Annotated in this window: 12 protein-coding genes; 2 read left to right on the top strand and 10 right to left on the bottom strand. The window is 71.9% G+C overall.

The genetic code is table 11. The features are described from left to right. Nucleotides 1-166: 166 nt before the first annotated feature. The 5 genes from BU198_RS27850 to BU198_RS27830 are packed head-to-tail and all read right to left on the bottom strand — an operon-like array spanning nt 167 to nt 5,896. Nucleotides 167-1,006: a carbohydrate ABC transporter permease gene (locus tag BU198_RS27850; protein ID WP_188299628.1), complete on the bottom strand. Its 840-nt coding sequence runs from the start codon at nt 1,004-1,006 to the stop codon at nt 167-169. Then, nucleotides 996-1,958, bottom strand: coding sequence for a carbohydrate ABC transporter permease (locus BU198_RS27845; protein ID WP_188299627.1), 963 nt, complete (start codon nt 1,956-1,958; stop codon nt 996-998). The genes BU198_RS27850 and BU198_RS27845 overlap by 11 nt, the downstream gene beginning before the upstream one ends. 2 nt (nt 1,959-1,960) lie before the next feature. Continuing rightward, nucleotides 1,961-3,244: an ABC transporter substrate-binding protein gene (locus BU198_RS27840; RefSeq protein ID WP_188299626.1), complete on the bottom strand. Its 1,284-nt coding sequence runs from the start codon at nt 3,242-3,244 to the stop codon at nt 1,961-1,963. 29 nt (nt 3,245-3,273) lie between these two features. Next, the gene (locus tag BU198_RS27835) at nt 3,274-4,869 is read right to left on the bottom strand and encodes an FAD-dependent oxidoreductase (RefSeq protein WP_188299630.1); all 1,596 of its coding nucleotides are present in this window, start codon (nt 4,867-4,869) and stop codon (nt 3,274-3,276) included. A gap of 1 nt (nt 4,870) precedes the next feature. Continuing rightward, nucleotides 4,871-5,896 carry a LacI family DNA-binding transcriptional regulator gene (locus BU198_RS27830; RefSeq protein WP_188299625.1) on the bottom strand — a complete coding sequence of 342 codons (1,026 nt, stop codon included), beginning with the start codon at nt 5,894-5,896 and terminating at the stop codon, nt 4,871-4,873. Nucleotides 5,897-6,279: 383 nt separating this feature from the next. On the opposite strand from BU198_RS27830, the gene BU198_RS43960 reads away from it, so the two are divergent. After that, nucleotides 6,280-9,924, top strand: a complete 3,645-nt coding sequence (locus BU198_RS43960) for a WGR and DUF4132 domain-containing protein (RefSeq protein WP_188299624.1) — start codon at nt 6,280-6,282, stop codon at nt 9,922-9,924. 118 nt (nt 9,925-10,042) lie between these two features. Here the strand turns inward: BU198_RS43960 and asnB are convergent, their stop codons facing one another. Continuing rightward, nucleotides 10,043-11,917 (bottom strand): asparagine synthase (glutamine-hydrolyzing), encoded by a 1,875-nt coding sequence (gene asnB, locus BU198_RS27820; RefSeq protein WP_188299623.1) that lies wholly within the window; start codon nt 11,915-11,917, stop codon nt 10,043-10,045. 36 nt (nt 11,918-11,953) lie between these two features. Beyond that, a complete protein-coding gene (locus BU198_RS27815; RefSeq protein ID WP_188299622.1) occupies nt 11,954-13,231 on the bottom strand; it encodes an MFS transporter in 1,278 nt (425 codons plus the stop codon). Between the two features lie 91 nt (nt 13,232-13,322). Here BU198_RS27815 and BU198_RS27810 point away from each other — a divergent pair, with 91 nt between their 5' ends. Continuing rightward, a complete protein-coding gene (locus BU198_RS27810) occupies nt 13,323-13,862 on the top strand; it encodes a TetR/AcrR family transcriptional regulator (RefSeq protein WP_188299621.1) in 540 nt (179 codons plus the stop codon). Between the two features lie 80 nt (nt 13,863-13,942). Here BU198_RS27810 and BU198_RS27805 read toward each other — a convergent pair whose 3' ends face one another. The 3 genes from BU198_RS27805 to BU198_RS27795 form a co-directional block, all read right to left on the bottom strand. Continuing rightward, on the bottom strand, nt 13,943-14,386 hold the full coding sequence (locus tag BU198_RS27805) for a holo-ACP synthase (protein ID WP_188299620.1): 444 nt from the start codon (nt 14,384-14,386) through the stop codon (nt 13,943-13,945). A 112-nt stretch (nt 14,387-14,498) separates the two neighbouring features. Continuing rightward, on the bottom strand, nt 14,499-15,659 hold the full coding sequence (locus BU198_RS27800) for an acyl-CoA dehydrogenase family protein (protein WP_188299619.1): 1,161 nt from the start codon (nt 15,657-15,659) through the stop codon (nt 14,499-14,501). Beyond that, the coding region (locus tag BU198_RS27795) for a hypothetical protein (RefSeq protein ID WP_188299618.1) at nt 15,652-16,116 on the bottom strand (465 nt) is incomplete at its 5' end. The genes BU198_RS27795 and BU198_RS27800, both read right to left, overlap by 8 nt.

Below are 16,116 nucleotides of genomic sequence, written 5' to 3'. Positions count from 1 at the left end.
CCGGCGCCGCCGAGGCGCCGGGCCAGGTCGGCGGCGGTCCGCAGCACCGCGTCCGGGCCCTGCGCGGCCGGGGTGTCGGCTCGCGCCTGGTCGAGCACGGCGCCGTCGGGTCCGACGAGGGCGGCCAGCGTCTTGGTGCCGCCGATGTCGATGCCGAGTGTGGCGTTCACTTCAGCCCCGTGTGGGCGAGGCCCTCGATGAACTGCTTCTGGGCGATGACGAACACGATCAGCACCGGGATGGCGGTCAGCGACGCCGCGGCGAGCTGGACGTTCCACATGGCCCCGCCGTAGGAGTCCACGTACTGGGTGAGCGCCTGCGGCAGGGTGAACTTCTCCGGCGAGGAGAGGTACACCACCGGTTCCAGGTAGAGGTTCCAGCTCTGCAGGAAGGTGAAGATCGCGACGGCGCCGAGCGCCGGCTTGGCCAGCGGCAGGGCGATCCGCCGGAACGTGCCGAAGTAGCCGATGCCGTCGATCCGGGCGGCCTCCTCCAGTTCGTCGGGGAGGCTGATGAAGAACTGCCGCATGATGAACGTGGCCAGGACGCTCGGCGCGCCGAGGATCGGCACCAGGATCAGCGGCCAGTGGGTGTTGATCAGGCCGAGGTCGTTGAACATCTGGAAGAGCGGGACGATGGTGACCTCGCTCGGGATGAGCAGGCCCACCAGCACCACCAGGAACAGCGCGTTCTGGCCACGGAACCTGATGCGGGCGAAGGCGTACCCGGCGAGCGAGGAGACGATCATCGTCCCCACCGTCACCAGCGCGGCGATGTAGAGGCTGTTGACGTACTGCCGGACGAACGGGCGCCCGTCGAAGACCTCCTGGTAGGCCGAGAGCGTCGGGTTGGTCGGGAAGAGCTTCGGCGGGTAGGAGAAGATGTCGCCGATGGGCTTGAACGACGACGTCACCATCCACCAGGTCGGGAAGACGAAGGGGATCGCGAGCACACAGAGCAGGCCGTACAGGGCGACTCGGGCGCGCAGCGGGATTTTACGATTCATGGAAGACCCACCTCTTGCGCATCTGCCACTGCAACACGGTGAGCGCCAGCACGACCAGCAGCAGGAGGATGGACAGGGTCGCGCCGTAGCCGAAGTGATGGAACTGGAAAGCCTGCTGGTAGAGGTAGTAGACGAGCACGGTGGTGGACAGCTTCGGGCCGCCCTGGGTGAGCACCGCGATCTGCGCGAACACCTGGAGCGAACCCACGATGGTGATCACCGACGTCAGCAGGATCGTCGGGCTGATCAGCGGCAGGGTGATGGACCGGAACCGGATCCACGCGCCGGCCCCGTCGACCCGGGCCGCCTCGTACAGCTCCTTGGGCACGCCCTGGAGCGCGGCCAGGAACAGCACCATGTTCAGACCGACGTTCTTGAACACCTGCACGACGATGACCGAGAGCATGGCGGTGCCCTCGCCGCGCAGCCAGTTGGGTCCGTCGATGCCGACGGTGCGCAGCAGGCCGTTGATGCCGCCGTTGGCCTGGAGCAGGAAGCCCCACACGATGGTCCAGGCGACCAGCGATACCACGACGGGAGAGAAGAACAGCGTGCGGAACACCGTCATTCCGCGCAGCTTCTGGTTGAGCAGGACGGCGAGCAGGAGGGCCAGGGAGAGGTTGAGCACCACCAGGCCGACCGAGAACAGGGCCGTGGACTTCAGTACCTCGGGCAGGTTGGCGTCGTCCAGCAGTTGGGTGTAGTTGTCGCCGCCCGTGTAGTGGAAGTCGCCGGCCAGCACGTTCCACTCATGCAGGCTGTACCGGAAGACCAGGGCGATGGGCAGCAGCACGAAGACGGCGCAGCCGATGAGTTGGGGCGAGATGAACGCGAGACCGGCGAGCTGGTCACGTCGGCGCCGGGTCCAGAACGGACGTCGCGTCGGCTGCCCCGCGGTGGCGGACCCGCTCTTGGGCGGGTCTGCCACCGCTGTTCGCGGGGAGACGGACATGGTCACTTCTCCAGCAGCGGGGAGATGTTCTTGCACAGGTCGCCGAGAACGCCCTTGACGTCGGCGTTCGGCTGCCACAGCGGGTCCAGTCCGGCGCGGACCCGCTGGGCGAGTTCGGCCTGGCCGGCGTGGCCCGGCTTGACCACACCCTTCTTGACGCCGTTGACGACCACGCTTTCGAGCTGCTCGTTCTTCAGCAGCGGGTTGGTCTTGGCCAGGTTCTCCGCGGTGAGCTGGGATTCCCGCGGCGGCGGGAAGTAGGCGGCGAGCTTGGCGGAGTTCTGCGGGTTGGTGAAGTAGGCGAGGAAGTCCTTGGCCTGCTTGGTGTGGCCGCCCCGCTTGACCACGCCGACGCCGGCCTGGCCGATCACCGAGTAGTCGCCGCCCGGTCCGGCCGGCAGCGGCACCAGGTCCCAGTCGAACTTGGCGCCCTCCAGCAGCGACGCCCGGCTGATCTGGGTGATGGTCATCGCCGCGTCGCCGGTGAAGAAGTCGGCGGACTCGCCGGGGCCCGGCATCGCCTTGTCCTCGAAGACCGCCTTGTGCAGGGTGGTCATCGCGTCGACCATCGGCCGGCTGTTGAAGGTGCAGGTCCTGCCGTCGGCACTCCAGGGCTCGGCCTTCCAGCCGCCCCAGAAGGTGGCCGCGTTGCCCCAGTCCTTGTACTCGAAGTCACGGATCACGATGCCGGCCTTGCCGGTGGAGCGGTGCACCTCGGCGCCCTCGGCGAGCGCCGTCGTCCAGTCCCACGTGCCCGTCTTGATGAGCTCGTCCGGGGTCTTCTGGCCGGCCTGCTTCAGCAGGTCGCGGTTGACGAAGACACCGAACGGCGAGGTGGAGAACGGGTACGCGTACAGCTTGTCGTCGTTCTTCCAGAGCTTGGTGGTGCTCGGGATCAGGTCCTCGTACTGGTAGCCGCTGGTCTGCTTCAGGGTGTCGTCGAGCGGCACCAGGGCCCCGGAGCTGACGAAGTCGGCCGCGTCCTTCTCGAAGACCCAGGCGAGGTCGGGGGCGTTGCCGCCGGTCATCTGGGTGGTGAGCGCCGTGCTGTAGCTGTCGAACGGCAGCGGGTCGAACTTGATGTCCTTGACCTCGGGGTGGGACTTCATGTACTCGGCGGCGATCTCGTTGAAGAGCTGAAGGTGCGGCTTGTTGGACGTCCAGACCGTCATCCGCAGGCTCACCGGCCCCTTGTCGTCCCCCGAGCCCTCTCCACCGCACGCGGCCAGGAGCAGCGTTGCGGACATCGCGGCGGCGGCCGTGGCCAGCCCTCTACGTATCGACATGGTGTTCTCCCTCAGTGGTGCGTGGAGGCCTAGTAGCCCGTGATGTCGGGCCAGCGCAGTTCGACGCCGGCCGCGGTGAGCTCGTCCTGGAAGGCCGAGAGCAGCTCGGGGTTCTCCCGGACCGCGCGGGGGCGGGTGCCGTGAGCGAGGCAGAAGGCGGCGAGCGCGCCGGCGGCCTCCCCGATGTTCCACTCGACCGGGTGGACCCGGTAGGCGCCGTTGGTGATGTGGGTGGTGCCGATGTTCTTGCCGGCGGGCAGCAGGTTCTCGACCCGCTGCGGGAGGAGCGCGCCCAGCGGGATCTCGAACGGGCTGCAGCCGACGTCGATGTAGGTGTCGCCGCCCGTCGAGGGGTGCAGGTCGATCCGGTACATGCCCAGGCCGACGGAGTCCGGGTACCGCACGGCGCCCCGCTCCCCGCGGACGGCGAGCGAGAGGTCCTGCTCGACGACGGTGTAGTCGGCCTTGATCCGGCGCGCCTCGCGGATGTACGGGGCCTGGGCCAGGCCGTCGGTGCCGCCGGTGATGTCGCCGCGCAGCCGCAGCCCCGGGAATCCGGTGCCGCCGTCCGGGCGGGGCGCCTCGGTCTGCATCCAGTACAGGAAGGCGAAGCTCAGCTCCCTGGCCCGGCGCAGGTGGTGGGCGGCGTCGGGGACGTCGAGGACCGGGCCTTCGAGGTAGTCGATCATCGGCCAGTTGACCAGGGTGATGTCGCTGGCGTAGGCGCCGTCGGTGAAGGCGCGCCGGGCGGCGATCCGGCGGAACGTCCACAGGTTGGCGTTGCCGGGATTGACGCGCTGGTCGGCGATGACCGCCAGCGGGTCGTCGCCGGGGTTGGGGCTGAAGTCGTGCCCGACCCGCTCCAGCGTCCTGGGGTGTGGGTACTGCCAGGACAACAGCGGTCCGCCCCACACCTCGGGCTGGTAGGACCGCCAGAAGTCGTAGTCCGCGGGCTTGTCGATGGTGTGGTCGCCGTCGACGTGGTCCATCGCGAAGCACACCGACACGGCCTGCATGTTCAGCGGCTGGGCGGCCTGCGGGGCGCTCGGCTCGCCGGTGTCGGCGGCGGACTCGAAGCCGGTGACGTACTCGGTGCCGGTGAGCGGCAGCAGGTCGCCGGTCTCGGTGGCGTCCAGCACGTAGGAGGCGGTGGCGTGGACCTTCTCGCCGGTGTCGCGGTGGGTCAGGGTCACCGCGGTCACCCGGTCGCCGTCGGTGTCGGCGGCGGTCGGCCGGTACGGCTGGAGGATGGTGAGCCGCCCGCTCGCGCGGTAGGGCGCGAGCATCGCCTCGATGACCGCCACCGCGACCCGCGGTTCGTGGCAGAGCTTGCTCACCCAGCCCCCGCCGGGGTTCAGTTCGAGGCGGGCCCTGGCCCGTTCGGTGAGCGGGTAGTGCCGGCGGTAGTAGTCGCGGATGCCGTCGCGCAGGGCCCGGTAGCCGGCCGTGACGCCGAACTGCTCCACCCAGGAATGCTCGTCCGGCGGCACCGCCTGGCTGGTGAGCTGCCCGCCGATCCAGTCGAACTCCTCGGTCAGCACCACGGTCCGGCCGGCGCGGGCGGCGGCGAGGGCCGCGGCGACGCCGCCCAGCCCTCCGCCGACCACCAGCACGTCGCTGCGTATCTCAGTCAAAACGGTCCTCTCTCGGTTCGCCGAGGGTCCGTCCCTCGACGAAGTGGCACGGCAGGAGCCGCTGGAGCGGGGTGGCCGACTCGTCTTCCAGTAAGGCGGCGAGGAGTTCCACCGACTGCCAGCCCATCTCCCGGCGCGGAATGCGAAAGCCGGTGCTCGCGATGTCGGCGTCCGGCGACTCGGCCGGTACACCGGTCACCACGACCGACAGGTCGCCGGGCACGTCGACGCCTCGTTCCCTGGCCGCCCGGATCAGCGCGACCCCGTCGCCGTAGCCCTCGACCACGGCGGTGGTCACCCCGGCGGCGAGCAGCGCGTCCAGGGTCTCCCCCGCGGATCGGCCGGCCGTCCGTTCGTGCCGGCCGCTCCCCCGGGTGCCGGCGCGGAACCCGTTCATCCGGTCGTCGGCGGACTCCGCTCCCTCCCCCGCCCCGACGTAGGCGAACTCCCGGTGCCCGAGCTCCCGGGCCCGCTCGACCAGTTGCTCGGTGGCGGCGGCGTAGTCCGCCCCCACGCAGGGCACCGGGCCGCCCGCGTCGTCGCGTCGGCCGACCGCCACGAACGGGTAGTTCTCGCGGTTCAGCCGGGCCAGCTCGTCGTGCGGTATGTCCCGGCCGAGCAGGATGCAGCCGTCGGCGATCCGCAGCCGGTTGTTCTCGTGGAACACCTTGCGCCGCCCGTCGGTGACCGGAGCGCTGGTGAACAGCAGCAGGTCGCGCCCGAGCTGCTCGGCACACTCCTCGATGCCGCGCAGGAACGGGTAGTAGAAGTCGGCGCTGGTGCTCGGGAACACCGATTCGTAGGTGAACACGCCGATGATCTGGTTGAGCTGACGCACCATGCGGCGGGCCACCGGGTCGGCCGCGTACCCGGTCTCCCGGATCACGTCGAGGACACGCTGCCTGGTCTCGGGAGCGATGCGGGTCGTCGCGTCGGTCCTCTTGTTCAGCACGAGCGAGACCACCGCCTGGCTGACGCCGGCGAGGCGAGCGATGTCACGCTGCGTGATCCTTGACACGGGGGAACTCCTCCGGGGCTACTGAAGCCATCGCTGATAATACGTATTATCAACTCGGTGATCAGTGACGCTACTCGGGCCGTTACGCGGTGTCAACGGTCCCGGTGGACTTCGTCAAGGAACTTGAAGAATCCAGGCAGGTGGTCGATATTTCGTGACACCGATCGATTTGCCCCTCCCCCGCGCTCCCGAGGTGGCAAGTGTCCGTTCACCCGTTGTTCGGCAGAGCGGTACCCGAGCACCCGCGACCTCCCCTGGACCCTCGCACCGACTACCATCTGTTACTCGAAGAAGCAGGTGAGTGCGGCGGCCGGCCGGGGACTTGTCGGTGGGGCTCGCTAACGTTCGTCTCCTGATCATCGGTTCGAGGAGAGGGCGGGGCTGTGCGGCGCTGGGAGTTCGTCGATGGCGGCTCGGACAAGTTCTGGGAGGCCGCGGTCGACGGTGCCGCGGTGACCGTCCGGTACGGGCGGTCCGGTACGGACGGGCGGGAGCAGGTCAAGGCGTTCCCGACCGCGGAGGAGGCACGGGCGCACTTCGCCAAGGTGGTCGCCGAGAAGGAGCGCAAGGGCTACCGCGAGATCTGTGCGGGGGCGGGCACCGAGCCGGGTGCGGCGGCGGATCCGGTGCCCGTGGCGCGGCCCGGTGTGTCCGCGCCCACGGCCGAGGCCGCCGGCCCCGAAGACGAGGACGTCTTCGTCATGCCGGACGCCTGGCGCCGGGCCCTGATCCCGCGCCGGGGCGGCATTCCCCGGAAGCCGTCCGCGCCGGGCAAGGCCCCGGTGACCGCGTACCGCGACGGGCTGCGGCAGGTGGGTGACTGGCTGGAGCAGACACTCGCCTCGGAGCACAGCGACCCGGAGCTGGTCGCGGCCGCCCGCGCCCACCGGTCCGGCAACCGGGACCCGCTCGGTGCGGCGGTGCTCGCCGCCGTGTTCTCGTATCCCGGCAACAACGGGATCCGCGCGGCCGTGGACGCCTGGGTGGCGGAGTTCGGCCTTCCGTTCGCGGCCAGGGCCACCGTCGAGCTGTTCACGACGGCCGTCGAGACCGACTGGATCCACCAGAGGTCCGTCCACCCCCGTGTCCGGCGCGGGGCCAACCAGCGGCACGGCGTGTACCGCCCCGCCGCGGACCGGGTCCGGTCGCTGCTGGCGGCCTGCGACGAGGAGACCCACCGCGCGGCGGTCGAGGCCCTGGCGGGCTGCCGGAACAACCTGACCCACCTGGTGGTGGCGGCGTACCTGGTGCCGTCCGAGACCGCCTGGGTCGAGGAGTGCGTCGCGTCCGGCTCCCGGCTGGCCGCCGTCGAGTGGTCGATGCTGCTGTGCTCGCTCTCCTCGGCGCAACCGCTGGAGAAGCTCTCCCCACTGCCATGCCTGGGCTATGACGGATGGTCAACCGAGATCATCGCGACCGTGGCGGAGGGCCTCGGCAGCGCCGCGGCACCGGTGATGCTGCACGACCTGACCACCGGCTACCACCACAAGGAGGGCAAGAAGCGGATCCTGGACGCGCTCGCCGAACTCCCCTCCGACGAGGGCTTCCGGGGGCTGCTGGCCCAGCAGGACGGCATCAAGTCCACCCGCGCCGCCCTCCTGGCCGGTCTGCGGCGCTTCCCCCGGCGTGCCGTGCGCCTGCTCGCCGAGGCCGCGGTGGCCGCCACCGATCCGGCCGCGCAGCAGCTCGCCCGGCAGCTCCTCACCGGCCACGTCGCCGTCCACCGCGCGACCGCCCTCGAACTGCTGCCGGAGCTGACGCCGGAGCAGGCGGCCCTGGTCGAGCCGCTCGCCGACCTCGGCGAGCGGGTGCCGGAGGTCGGCCCCGACTCGCTGCCGGAGCTGTTCACCAGCCCGCCGTGGACGCGGCCGCGCTCCGCCGGCAGGCCCCGCGTGCTGACCGGCCTCGCCGTGCCGCGGGAATCGCGGGTGCGGTGGCTGCCAGGTGAGCGCGAGGCGTGGGCGACGGCCTCCGAGCCCTGGTACACGAGCTGGTCGGACGAGGACTGGCAGCGGGTCGCGGCCACGATCAGGGCCCGGATCGGGCAGCCCGAGGACGCCCGGCTCCGCGGCGGACAGCACGCCGAGCTCGCGCTGTTCGCTGACGGCGACGAGGAGTTGGCCCGGCCCCTGCTCGCGCAGTGGCGCGTCAGTGAGCGCATCTCGGACTCCGGGGACTCCCTGCGCCGGGTCGCCGCCCGATTCGGGACCGACGCCGTCGAACCGATCCGGGCCGCCGCGGTGGGGAACCCGACCACGCACGCGCCCCTGCTGCTTCCGTACCTGGACGCCCGGGTGGCCGAGACCATGGTGGACTGGCTGGTGCGCCTCAAGTCGGCCGGGAGCACCGCGCGTTCCTGGTTCGTCCGGCACGGCGTGGACGCAGCCCGGCTGCTGGTGCCCGCCGCGCTCGGGAAGGCCGGGGCGGCCCGGCTCGGCGCCGAGCAGGCCCTGCGGGTGGTCGCCGAGGCGCACGGCGCGGCGGCGGTCCGCGCGGTGGCCGCCGAGTACGGGCCGAAGGCGGAGGAAGCCGTGGGCGCACTGCTGTCGGCCGACCCGCTGGTGACCGCGCTCCCGGCGAAGCTGCCCCCGCCCTGCGACTGGGCGGAGCCGGTGATGCTGCCGCAGCTGCTGCTGCGCGACGGCGAAGGCGCCCTTCCCGCCGAAGCGGTGCGGCACGTGCTCACCATGCTCGCGCTGTCCGCACCCGGGACGTTCTACCCGGGCCTCGACGAGGTGGCCCGGCTGTGCGAGCCGCGGTCGCTGACGGAGTTCTGCTGGGCGGTGTTCGAGCAGTGGCGGCTCGTCGGCATGCCGGCCCAGGACGGATGGGCGCTGCACGTGCTCGGCCGCTTCGGTGACGACGAGACGGTCCGCCTGTTGACGCCGGTGCTCCGCGCCTGGCCGGGCGAGGGGGCGCACCACCGGGCGGTGGACGGCCTGGAGGTGCTGGCCGCCATCGGCACCGACACGGCCCTGCTGCACCTGCACGGCATCGCACAGCGGGTGAAGTTCAAGGCGCTCAGGACCCGGGCCCAGGAGAAGATATCCGAGGTGGCGGCCGGTCTCGGCCTGACCGGGGAGCAGCTGTCCGACCGCCTCGTCCCGGACTTCGGGCTGGACGCCGACGGGACCACCGTCATCGACTACGGCACCCGGACGTTCACGGTCGGCTTCGACGAGCAGCTCAAGCCGTACGTGCTGGACGCGGCCGGCGCCCGCCGCAAGGACCTGCCCGCCCCGGGGGCTCGGGACGACGCCGAGCTGGCACCGGCCGAGCGCAAGCGCTTCGCCGCGCTGAAGAAGGACGTCCGCACGGTGGCGGGGGACCAGGTCCGGCGCTTGGAGGAGGCGATGGTCACCCAACGCTCTTGGACGGCACAGGAGTTCGACCAGCTCCTGATCGGACATCCGCTGCTGTGGCACCTGGTGCGCCGCCTGGTGTGGCTGTCCGGGACGGACGGCACGGTGACGGCCTTCCGCGTCGCCGAGGACCGCACCCTGGCGGACGTCCGGGACGAGGCGTTCGCGCTGCCGGCCACGGCCCGCGTCCGGCTGGCGCACCCGCTCCTGCTCGGCGAGGGCCTCGCCGACTGGTCGGAGCTGTTCGCCGGCCACGAGATCCTGCAACCGTTCCGTCAGCTCGGCCGCCCGGTGTACGCGCTGAGCGACGAGGAGCGGGCCGGCCACCGCCTGACCCGCTTCGAGAACGGTCCGGTGCTGCCCACCACCCGGCTGGTCGGCATGGAACGGCGCGGCTGGCGGCGCGGCGAGCCCCAGGACAACGGCGTCGAGCACTGGCTGTCCCGCCGGATCGGGCCCGACCTCTACGTGGTGATCGCCCCGGAGGACGGCATCGCCGTCGGCGGGTTCGACGCGTACCCCGAGCAGCGGGTGGAAACGGTGTGGCTCGACAGGCGCCCGGACGACTACTGGCCCCGTGACCGCACCTTCCCGACCTTCGCCGAACTCGACCCGGTGATCGCCTCCGAGGTGATCGCCGACCTCACCGAGCTGACCACGCTGTGACCGGCTTCGGCACCGACGAGCCGGCGGATTCCGCCGGCTGACCGGCACGCGGAAGCGGGCCCCACCGAGGGCCGGCCCGCCGGGGCCGGCGCTCCGGCGGGCCGGTCCGGTCCGGCTGTCAGGCGGTCAGGCTGCCGTCGAGCCGGACGTCGTGGAGCCTGAGCCAGGCGTCCAGCCGGACCGGGGGCTCCGTGTACACCGAGCGCTGCATCATGGAGTAGGCGTTCTCGACCGGCGCGGCGAGGTGGGCCCGGACGGCGTCGAGGTTCAGCAGCGGCTGCACCGGGGCGTCCCGGTCGGCGGCGATCCGGGCGAGCTCGCGGTTGATGGCCTGGTCGTAGCCGAGGTCCTGGGTCGAGGGGTACGGGGCCTTGCGGCGCTGCACGATGGACTGCGGCAGCAGGTCCTTGGTGGCGTGGCGCAGCAGGCTCTTCTCCCGCCCGTCGAAGGTCTTGAACGCCCACGGCGTGTTGTAGACGTACTCGACGAGCCGGTGGTCGCAGAACGGCACCCGGACCTCCAGGCCGGTCGCCATGCTCATCCGGTCCTTGCGGTCGAGCATCATCTGGAGGAACCGGGTGATGTTGAGGTGGCTGGCGAGGCGCATCCGCCGTTCGAGGTCACTGTCCCCGGGCAGGTGGGTGACCTGGCCGACGGCCGTGCGGTACTCGTCGGCGACGTACTCGGCCAGGTCGAGGGACTTGACCAGGCCCGGGTCGAGGAAGCTGGTCGCCTGCTCGCTCACTGGCACCCGGTTGATGGCGTGCCAGGGGAAGGTGTCGGCCTGCGAGGCCACCGGGTCGTGGAACCAGAGGTACCCGCCGAAGACCTCGTCGGCCGACTCGCCGGAGAGGGCGACGGTCGAGCTCTCGCGGACCGCCTTGAACAGCAGGTAGAGCGAGGGGTCGTGGTCGCCGATGCCGTAGGGCAGGTCCCAGGCGCGCAGCACGGTGTCGCGGACGCCGGGGTCGACGAGCTGGGCGGTGTCGAGGAGGATCTCGCGGTGCTCGGTGCCGACGTGGCGGACGAGTTCGGCGGCGAACGGGGCGTCCGGCGCCTCCCGGAACTGCTCGGGCTTGAACTCCCCGGCCAGTCCGACGAAGTCGACGGAGAAGGTCCGGACCCGGCTGCCGTCCTTGGCGTCGAGCGAGCGCTGGGCCAGTGCGGTGAGGGCGCTGGAGTCGAGGCCGCCGGAGAGCAGCGCGCAGAGCGGCACGTCGGAGACCATCTGCCGGCTCACCGCGTCCTCGATGAGCTCGCGGACGGTGGAGACGGTGGTGGCGAGGTCGTCGGTGTGCGGGCGGGTCTCCAGCGACCAGTAGCGCTCCTCGCGCAGCCCGTCGCGGCCGACCCGCAGGATGTGGCCCGGCCGCACCTCGTAGAGGTTCTTCAACGGGGTCCGGCCGGGCACCCGGGCGAGGGCGAGGGCATCGCGCAGGCCGTCCGGGTCGAGCGTCGCGGTGCTCCGCGGGTTGGCCAGGACGGCCTTCGGCTCGGACCCGAAGAGCACCCCGCCGTCGATCGGGTAGTAGAACAGCGGCTTGACGCCGAGGCGGTCGCGGACCAGGAGCAGCTCCTGCGTCCGGGTGTCCCAGATGGCCAGGCCGAACATGCCGTTGAAGCGGTGGACGAACTCGCTCCCCCACTGGAGGTACGAGCGCAGCACCACCTCGGTGTCGCTCCGGGTCAGGAAGCGGTGGCCGAGCAGGACCAGTTCCTCCCGGATCTCCTGGAAGTTGTAGACCTCGCCGCTGTAGCTGAGGACCACGAGCGGCTGCCCGTCCGGACCGGTCTCCGGGGTGATCATCGGCTGGGCGCCGCCCTCGATGTCGATCACCGCGAGCCTGCGGTGCCCGAGCATCGCGTGCGGGGCCGTCCAGACGCCCTCGGCGTCGGGACCCCGGCAGGCCATGGTGTCCGTCATGGCCTGCGCGGTCGCTCCCTCCCTGGTCAGGTCGCGACCGAAGTCCACCCAGCCGACTATTCCACACATCTCGGGCATGCCTTTCGTCGAGTGATCGAGGGCGTTTCAGTGGTGCGTATCGACCTCCGACGGCTCCGCCGCCGGGGTGCGCGAGGACGGGTTGCGCGAGGACAACCGGTGCGCCAGCTCGGACAGGCCCAGGGCGACCACGGCCAGCCCCACGCCGATGAAGCTGATCCGGTTCGCGCCGATCGAGCTCATGCCGACCGCCCCGATGACGCCGGAGAAGGCGATGGCGAGGTAGAGGAAGGCCGCGTTGAGCGAGATCAGCAGGGGTGCGGACTCGGGTTCGAGGGTGATCAGACGGGTCTGCTGTGGGGCCGTGATGGCCCAGGCCGCGACACCGTACGCGACGATGACGACCAGCGCGGCCGGGTAGGTGCCGGTGGACAGCGGGAGGACGAGGAGGCTGAGGGCCAGCAGCGCGATGGCGCCGCCCACCACCGGCCGGGCGCCGATCCGGTCGACCAGCGAGCCGGCGTAGAAGTTGCCGACCGTCCCGGTCAGACCGAAGGCGAACATGAGGATCGCCAGCCTGGTGCCGCTGCCGCCGGTCGCGGAGGAGAACACCTCGGCCATGTAGGTGTAGACGATGTACGCGGCGGTGAAGGCCACCAGCGTGGTCGCGAGCACGGTGACCACCCGGCGGTCGCCGAGCGGGGCGAGCCGCTGGCGCAGCCCGCCGGGGGCAGGCACCGACACCCGGGGCACCAGGGCCAGCACCCCGAGCAGGCCCAGGACGGTCAGCACCGTGATGAACCACATCGTGGCCCGCCAGCCGAGGACGCTGCCGACCACGGTCCCGATCGGCGCGCCCAGGGCCGTCGCCGCCGTCAGCCCGGTGGTCACCGCGGCGATGGCCCGGCCCCGGCGTTCGGGTTCGACCAGGCTGGCGGCCGTGACGCTGGCCGCGGGGATGTACAGACCGGCGCCCGCCGCGGCGACCACCTGGGCGGCCAGGACGATCGCGAAGGACGGGGCGAGCCCGGTCGCGATCACGCCCACCATGTACAGCAGGACCGCGAGCTTGAGCACCCGGTGGCGGGGCCAGCCCGCGGTCAGGGTGCCGAGGACCGGCGACATCACGGCGCAGGTCAGCGCGAACACCGTGACGGTCTGGCCGGCGGTGGCGATCGAGACGTCCAGGGACTTGCTGAACTCGGGCAGCACCCCGGCGAGCACGAACTCGTCGGTACCGAGCGCGAAGGTGCCGAAGCCGAGCACCAGGACGGCTCGCCACGCACTCCTCGCCTTCGCCGCCCCCGCGGCGTCGTCGTCGGCCACTAATGCTGTTCCCTCGTCGGAAGCGGTCAGCCGGGCCATGGGCCCTCCTTCATTCGGTACCGATCGGTTCTATTCAAGAGAACGGTACCGCTCGGTGCCGTTTGCGGTCAAGATCCGCTACCGTGGACCCATGGCGACCCATGCACGCGACCGTCTCCTCCAGACCGCGGAGGAGCTCTTCTATGCCGAGGGGATCCACGCCGTCGGCGTGGAGAGACTGCTGGCCGTCTCCGGGGTCGGCCGGGCCTCCTTCTACCGGCACTTCGCCAGCAAGGACGCCCTGCTGGCGGCCGTCCTGGAACGCCGGGACAAGAGCTGGCGCAGCTGGCTCGAAGACGCCGTGGACGCCCACGGGGGCGGACCACTGGCGGTCTTCGACGCCCTGGCGGAGGGGGCGACGGACGTCAACTTCCACGGCTGCGCGTTCATCAACGCCATGGCGGAGATATTCGACCCCGCCAGCGAGGTGTACCGGCTGGCGGGAGCGCACAAGCAGGCGGTGACCGACTTCCTCGACCGCCTGCTCGAAGCCGCCGGGCACAGCCGGCACTCCGAGCTCGCCCCGCAGTTCGCCCTGCTGATGGACGGGGCCATCGTCACGGCGATGCGCGAGCGCGACGGCGGGCCCGCCCTGCTGGCCCGCCGGATGGCGGAGCGGCTCCTCGGCTGAGCACCGCCCCCGGCCCGGGGCGGGCCGGTCCTGCGGTGGTCGTGACGGTCGTGACGGGCTCGGCACTGGTTCTCCCCCTCTCACTGTCCGTTCGTCGGCCGGGGCCGGTGCCCGGCCCGGGCCACCGGCGCGGGCGCGTCGACCGCGGCACCGTCCGGTGTCCCGATCGCGGCGGCGATGACCAGGCCCCGCTTGTGCGTGATCGAGAGCCCGATCCGCGCGATGCCGCGCTCCCGGGCCCGCAGCGCGGCCCGGCCACCGAGCCGGACCACCGGAGCCCCGCCGTCGGCGCGCAGGACGGCCACCTGCCGGGGGGTCACTCCCCCGCCGAAGCCCGTGCCGATCACCTTCAGCACGGCCTCCTTGCCGGCGAACCGGCCGGTGAGGAACTCCCGGGCCCGCTCGGCCCCGTAGGAGTCCGCGATCTCCAGCTCCGCCGGCGCGTAGGCGTACGCCCGAAACCAGGGCCGGCCGAGCAGCGCCGCCAGCTCGTCCTCCTGGAGGACGTCGACACCGATCCACACCGTCAGCCCACCTCCGGCCGCGGCGGCCGGACGGACCGGGCCCGTACGGCGCTCGCGGAGACCGGGCTCACCGGGCTCACCGGGCTCACCGGGCTCACCGGGCTCACCGGGCTCACCGGAGGAACGTGCCCTTGAGCACGCCCTGAAAGACGGCCAGCCGCTGGATGTGCCCGGTGCCCTCCATGAACTCGAAGGCCCGCGCGTCCCGGTACAGCTTGTCGAGCAGCGGATCCGCCAGCAGGGAGCCGGGGCCGAGCAGTTCGGCGGCGGCCAGGGTGCTGCGCTCGGCGAGTTCGGCGGCGCGCGTCTTGACCCCGGCGATCCGGTCCGCGCGCACCTCGCCCGCGTCGATCGCGGCGGCGACCTCGTAGTTCCGGTGCCGCAGCGCGGCGAGGGCGTCCACCAGCCCGTCCAGCCGCAGCCGCGCCGTACCGGTGAGCCGCGGGCGCTCCTCGCGCACGTGGTCCAGCACCGCGCGGACCAGCCCCAGCGCCGTCCCGGCGAGCACCGGACGGAACCGCTGGAGGGTCCGGATGGCACCGACCAGCCCGCGCCGGCTGGGCTTGAGCGTCTCGTAGCCGAGGATCTGCTCGCGCTCGACCCGCACGTCCTCGAACCGGATCGCGGAGATCCGCGCGCCGCGCAGGCCGACGGTCGGGATCAGCTCGGCCCGCAGGCCCGGCGCCGTGGTGTCCAGCAGCACCGCCTCGATGCCGAGCGGGCCCGGTGCCCGGCGGCAGAACACCACGCCCAGCTGGGCGAAGGCGGCGTTGCCCACGTAGCGCTTGGCACCGTTCAGCCGGAAGCCGTCCCCGTCCGGGGTGAGCGCCGTCTCCAGCTCGGTGGCGGCGGACCCCTTCCCCGGCTCGGTCAGTCCGAAGAAGGTCCAGGTCGACCCGGGGGCCGCCACGCGCTCGTAGTAGGCCTGCCGCTGCTTGTCGTCCCCCAGCGCGGCGACCGCCACGCCGGACATCAGCGGGCCCGGGCAGGCCAGCATGAAGCCCGCGTCGCCGTAGCTCAACTCCTCGATGGCGATGGAGTGTTCGAGACACGAACTCATGTCGAAGGTGTGCCCGCCGATGCGCAGGGGCTGCTCCAGGTACTCCACCGGGACGGTGGCCTTGCGCATGATGTCCACGGCGGGGAGGTGCAGCCAGCGGTCGATCGCCTCCGGATCGCGGTCGATCTCCAGGCCGATGCCGCGCAGCTCTCCCGCGAACTCCCGGATGTGGGACCTGAGCGCGGCTGTCCGGCGCGGGCTCGGCTCACTCATTCCCGTCCTCGTCTCGTTCTCGGCGGTCCGGCAGGAGGTAGGTGTTGCCGAGCAGTTCGGCGAGGTACAGCAGCCGGCCCGGCCCGTCGGCCACGAAGCCGCTCGCGCCGTACAGCTTGATCGCGACGCGGCCCGCGTCCACCAGCCCGTGGTGGATCCGGTGGCGGCGTGCGGCGGTGCGGTCGGGGATCGCCAGCAGGTCGGCCGCCTCGGTGAGAGCCAGCGCGACGTCGGCCACCGCGCTCCGCACCAGCTGCCGGTTGAGCAGGTTGGCGCCCTCCGAGGTGCGGTGGCCGAGCCGGACGACGACCGCGTCGAGCAGCTCGCGGAGCAGCTCCCGGTGGAGCCGGAGCAACCCGTCGGCGAACAGCTCCCGGTCCCGGTCCGGCGACGGCGTCCCCGAGCCGGCCGCCCGGAGCGCGCCGGAGCCGCCCGGCACCGGCGCGCCGTCGGGCAG

This window comes from Streptomyces sp. CBMA156 (assembly GCF_014596515.1).
Taxonomy (GTDB): Bacteria; Actinomycetota; Actinomycetes; order Streptomycetales; family Streptomycetaceae; genus Kitasatospora.
Note: the sequence above shows the minus strand (reverse complement) of the source record. Positions and strands in the feature narration are given on the sequence as shown.

Coding starts and splice junctions, on each gene's coding strand:
- asnB (WP_188299623.1), bottom strand. CDS start 11,917: ATGTGTGGAATAGTCGGCTGGGTGGACTTCGGTCGCGACCTGACCAGG.
- BU198_RS27840 (WP_188299626.1), bottom strand. CDS start 3,244: ATGTCGATACGTAGAGGGCTGGCCACGGCCGCCGCCGCGATGTCCGCA.
- BU198_RS27850 (WP_188299628.1), bottom strand. CDS start 1,006: ATGAATCGTAAAATCCCGCTGCGCGCCCGAGTCGCCCTGTACGGCCTG.
- BU198_RS27815 (WP_188299622.1), bottom strand. CDS start 13,231: ATGGCCCGGCTGACCGCTTCCGACGAGGGAACAGCATTAGTGGCCGAC.
- BU198_RS27845 (WP_188299627.1), bottom strand. CDS start 1,958: ATGTCCGTCTCCCCGCGAACAGCGGTGGCAGACCCGCCCAAGAGCGGG.
- BU198_RS27810 (WP_188299621.1), top strand. CDS start 13,323: ATGGCGACCCATGCACGCGACCGTCTCCTCCAGACCGCGGAGGAGCTC.
- BU198_RS27800 (WP_188299619.1), bottom strand. CDS start 15,659: ATGAGTGAGCCGAGCCCGCGCCGGACAGCCGCGCTCAGGTCCCACATC.